At 66.7% G+C, this 4,071-nt stretch carries 4 protein-coding genes; all 4 read left to right on the top strand.

The window, feature by feature from the left end:
* Window positions 1-221 precede the first annotated feature (221 nt).
* From KGQ19_RS47680 to KGQ19_RS47665, 4 genes are read left to right on the top strand one after another with little or no spacing between them, the layout of a single operon-like run.
* A complete protein-coding gene (locus tag KGQ19_RS47680; protein ID WP_368862265.1) occupies window positions 222-1,343 on the top strand; it encodes a tyrosine-type recombinase/integrase in 1,122 nt (373 codons plus the stop codon).
* Complete coding sequence (locus KGQ19_RS47675) at window positions 1,340-1,666, top strand: helix-turn-helix domain-containing protein (RefSeq protein ID WP_212022137.1); 327 nt, start codon at window positions 1,340-1,342, stop codon at window positions 1,664-1,666. Before KGQ19_RS47680 ends, KGQ19_RS47675 begins: the two co-directional genes overlap by 4 nt.
* Window positions 1,663-3,528, top strand: a complete 1,866-nt coding sequence (locus tag KGQ19_RS47670) for a hypothetical protein (protein ID WP_212022135.1) — start codon at window positions 1,663-1,665, stop codon at window positions 3,526-3,528. Before KGQ19_RS47675 ends, KGQ19_RS47670 begins: the two co-directional genes overlap by 4 nt.
* Before the next feature lie 10 nt (window positions 3,529-3,538).
* Entirely contained in the window at window positions 3,539-3,919 is a 381-nt protein-coding gene (locus KGQ19_RS47665; protein WP_212022133.1) for a TIR domain-containing protein, read from the top strand.
* Window positions 3,920-4,071 lie beyond the last annotated feature (152 nt).

Raw genomic sequence — 4,071 nt, 5'->3', positions numbered from 1 at the left:
CGCACCCTGGACCGCCAGACCAACGAGTGGAAGGACGGCGACGCGCTGTTCCTGCGCTGCTCGAAACGGGATGTATTGCATTAGATGCAACACTGCGCACGGTGACCGGAAGGGCGTTGCGGCTGGCCACAGGCGTGCTTCCAGCGTGGCTTGGCGGCATCGACCTACCTGCTGGCCTGTACCCTAGCACGTGGAAGCAACATTGATGCATCTGGTACAACATGCCAGTGAGTACGCAAGCCCCTGGTTCGGCGCACCTTGTCCTGGCCCGCAACGTCGTCTATCTCGACCCCGCGCCGGCGGTGTTCGAGGCGATGACGGAGGGGTGGGCGAGACAGCAGTCCGCCCGCTTCCTGCGGTCCACGACTATCGACCCGCGGGTGCGGCTGATCAAGCGGCTTGAGGAGTTCACCGGCCTCTACCCGTGGCAGTGGACGCCTGCGGACGGCGAAGCCTTCATCTCCCACCTGCGAAGCGGCGACAAACCGATCCAGATGTCGACCGCCCGCTCCTACGAGGTGACGATCGGCCTGTTCCTGGAGTATCTCCTCGACGGCCGCTACGGCTGGACGCACGTCTGCGCGGAGCGCTTCGGCGAGGTGCCGCAACAGGTCTTCCACGAGGGCAACTCGGTCCTGCACGTCGTCGAGTACGAAGGCGACCCGCGTCGTCGGCCGCTGGACTACGACGAGATCCAGGCCCTGTTCGACGCCGCCGATGCCCGGCCGGGCACGATCCGCGGCCAGGGCCGCAAGGGCGCCCTGTGCGCCCTGCGCGACGCGGCCGTACTCAAGACGATCTATGCCTTCGGGACGCGTCGCACCGAGTCCTCCCGGCTCGACCTGGTCGACCTGCGCCGCAACCGCAAGGCGCCCCAGTTCGGCGGCTTCGGCAGCGCGATGGTCCGCTTCGGCAAGGCATCGAAGGGATCGCCTCCCAAGCGGCGGACGGTGCTGACCGTCCCGGAGATGGACTGGTGCGTCGACGTGCTGGACCAGTGGGTGAGCGAGATACGCCCGCAGTTCTCGCCCGGGCGCCACCCCGCCCTGTGGGTGACCGAGCGGGCCGGGCGGCTGTCACCCCGGTCGATCAACGAGGCGTTCGTCGCCGCGCGTGAGGCGGCCGGACTCGACGAGGACCTCGACCTGCACTGCCTGCGCCACAGCTACATCACCCACTTGACAGAGTTCGGATATCCTGCCCGGTTTGTTCAGGAGCAGGTCGGCCACTCCCACGCCGCCACCACGGCGATCTACATGGGGGTCTCGAACGAGTACCGCAACAAGCTGCTGGAGGCTTCCATGAAGACCCGACTGGGCGACGACTGGGACGTGACCACATGATCAAGAAGATGGGCTACCAATGGCACCTGAGGAAGCTGATGGCCGAACGGGAGATGTTCCAGACCTCGGACCTGGTGCCGCTGCTGGCCGAGCGCGGAGTCACCCTGTCGCGTGAGCAGGTCTACCGGCTGGTGACCCAACCGCCGCAGCGGATGACCATGGACACCCTCGTCGCGCTCTGCGACATCCTCCGCTGCACCCCCAACGACCTGATCGAGCCCGAGGTCGTCAACACCCAGCTGCGCAAGACCGCCGGCGGCGACACCGCCCCGACGCCGATAACACCACGCCGCTCCGTCATCCGCCGCCCGGGTCAGCCGTGACCAGCGAGCAGGAACGCCAGAAGACCCGGCGCGAATGCGCCCGTTGCAAGGAAGTCCGCCGCCTTGCGCGACGAACCCCGGACGGGCCGATCTGCGAACGTTGCTACCGCCAGGACCCCGCGCTGTCCTGGAAGGAGTGCGTCGGCTGCGGGAGGCTGCGATTCGTCCACGCGCGGAGCACCGCCGGCCCGCTTTGCCGGACCTGCTACACGCCCCCGCCCCGGCTCTGCGGAGTCTGCGGCCAGGTCAGGCCCATCGCGGACCGGGCTGCCAACGGGCGGCCGGACACCTGTGTCGGCTGCTACCGGGGCCTCCTGGGCAACTGCACCGTCTGCGGTCGACAGCGACACGGCATCCACGTCAGCGAACAAGGCGGTGCCTTTCACTGCAGGTCCTGCCAACCCCGTCCCACCCGGCCATGCGCCGTCTGCGGCGAGAAGAAGCGCGTTCAAGTCACCTGGCCCCTCGGACCCGTCTGCGACGCCTGTTACCACCGACGCAAGCGTTACCCCGCGACGTGCTCCCGATGCGCGACGCTCAAAGTCCTCGTCGGCCGCGGAGACGAAGGCGACCTCTGCGGCCCGTGCTGCGGCACGGACCTCGACTTCGCCTGCCGCCGCTGCGGTTTCCCCGGCAACCTCTACGCGGACGGTGAATGCGCCCGCTGTGTCGCCGGCGACCGCGTCCGGGATCTTCTCAGCCGAGAAGACGGCACCATCGCCCCGCAGCTGCGACCGCTCGCGGACGGGCTCACCACCGCTGAGAACTCGGTATCGGTGTTGACCTGGCTCCGATCCAGTTCCGGCCCACAGATTCTGGCCGGCCTCGCCGCCAGGCAGACGGCGATCACCCACGAAGCACTCGACGTCCTTCCCCGAGACAAGACGATCGACTACGTCCGGCATCTACTGGTCGCGACCGGCGTCCTTCCCCAGCGGCAGGAGAACCTAGCCCGCCTGGAGAACTGGCTCAGCACCACACTGGCGAACCTGCCGGCGCACCAGGCCCGCATCATCCGTCCGTTCGCGGAGTGGAGCATCCTGCGCGACGCCCGCCGCCGGGCAGCCCGGCACCACTACTCGATCGGCGCCGCCACCAACGACCGCACGGACATACGAGTCGCCATCGAGTTCCTGACCTGGCTTGACGAGAACCAGCTCGACCTGGCCTCCATCGGCCAGGAAGACGTCGACCTCTGGCTCACCATCAACCCCACGCGACTACACGGCCTCGGCTCCTTCATCCGCTGGACTGTCGCCCGACGCCTGTCCGGCAAGCTCGTAGTGCCCCCGCGACGAGTCGGCCTACCCTCAAACTTCCTCGGCGACCAAGAGCATCACGAACAACTCAAACGATGCCTCAACGATGACTCCCTACCCCGCGAAGTCCGCATCATCGGTGCACTGATCAGGCTCTACGCCCTGCCGGTCAATCGCATCGTCCGGCTCACCACTGATCGTTTCCAACGCAATGAGGAGGAGGACCGGGCCTACTTCAGCTTTGACCGCAACGCCGTCCTGCTGCCGCCCAAACTGGCCCAACTCATAGTTGACCAGATTGCTGATCCCCGCTACACCTCCATGGTTCGACAGCCGCCCTCCACCAGCGAAAGCTATCTGCTGCCCGGCCGCCCGCCCGGTCGGCCTCGAAGCGAAGGGGCGGTTCTCCACCTCATGAGGCGGTACGGACTTCCCGTTCTCAGCGCCCGCAACACCGCGATGATCGAGGCAGTCGCCGACCTCCCCCCGATCGTCGTCAGCGACCTGTTCGGCGTCTCCGCAGCCTCAGCTCACAGATGGGCTCGCTACGCGCAGAACAGTTGGACGGACTACCTTTTGGCCTGCCAGGACACCGAAGGCTAGGACGGATTGAATGAGTCTGCTCACCCCCGATGAGAAGCTCGCCGACGCGAAGAAGCTGTTGAACCTCCCGCGTATCGTCGTGATCTGCGGCTCCACCCGCTTCATGACCGAGATGAACGAGGCCGATCTGCGGGAGACCAAAGCCGGAAAGATTGTGGTCAAACCGGGTTTCGACATGAAGTCGCCGCACGAACTCTGGTCCGATCCTGTCGAGGCCGAGGCGCTGAAGGTGCGACTCGGCGATCTACACCGGGCGAAGATCCGGCTCGCTGATGAGGTGCTCGTCGTCGGCGACTACATCGGAGACAGCACCCGAGCCGAGATCGCCTACGCCCGGTCGCTGGGCAAGCCCGTGCGGTTCACACACCCCGAAGTCGACCCTTACGACTGACCGCCCGCTGCCACCTCGTCAACCAGCGCCGGCATCCCGGATGCGCAACCGGGTTCTCACTGGCCACGAATAGCGCAGGTTTGAAAAACCGCCGCTTCACCAGTCATCTGGCGGCAGGCGGCGGAGAACGTCGCCGAGTCCCTGACCCGCGG

The sequence above is a fragment of the Catenulispora pinistramenti genome (assembly GCF_018274385.1).
In the GTDB taxonomy this organism is placed as follows: domain Bacteria; phylum Actinomycetota; class Actinomycetes; order Streptomycetales; family Catenulisporaceae; genus Catenulispora; species Catenulispora pinistramenti.
Note: the sequence above shows the minus strand (reverse complement) of the source record. Positions and strands in the feature narration are given on the sequence as shown.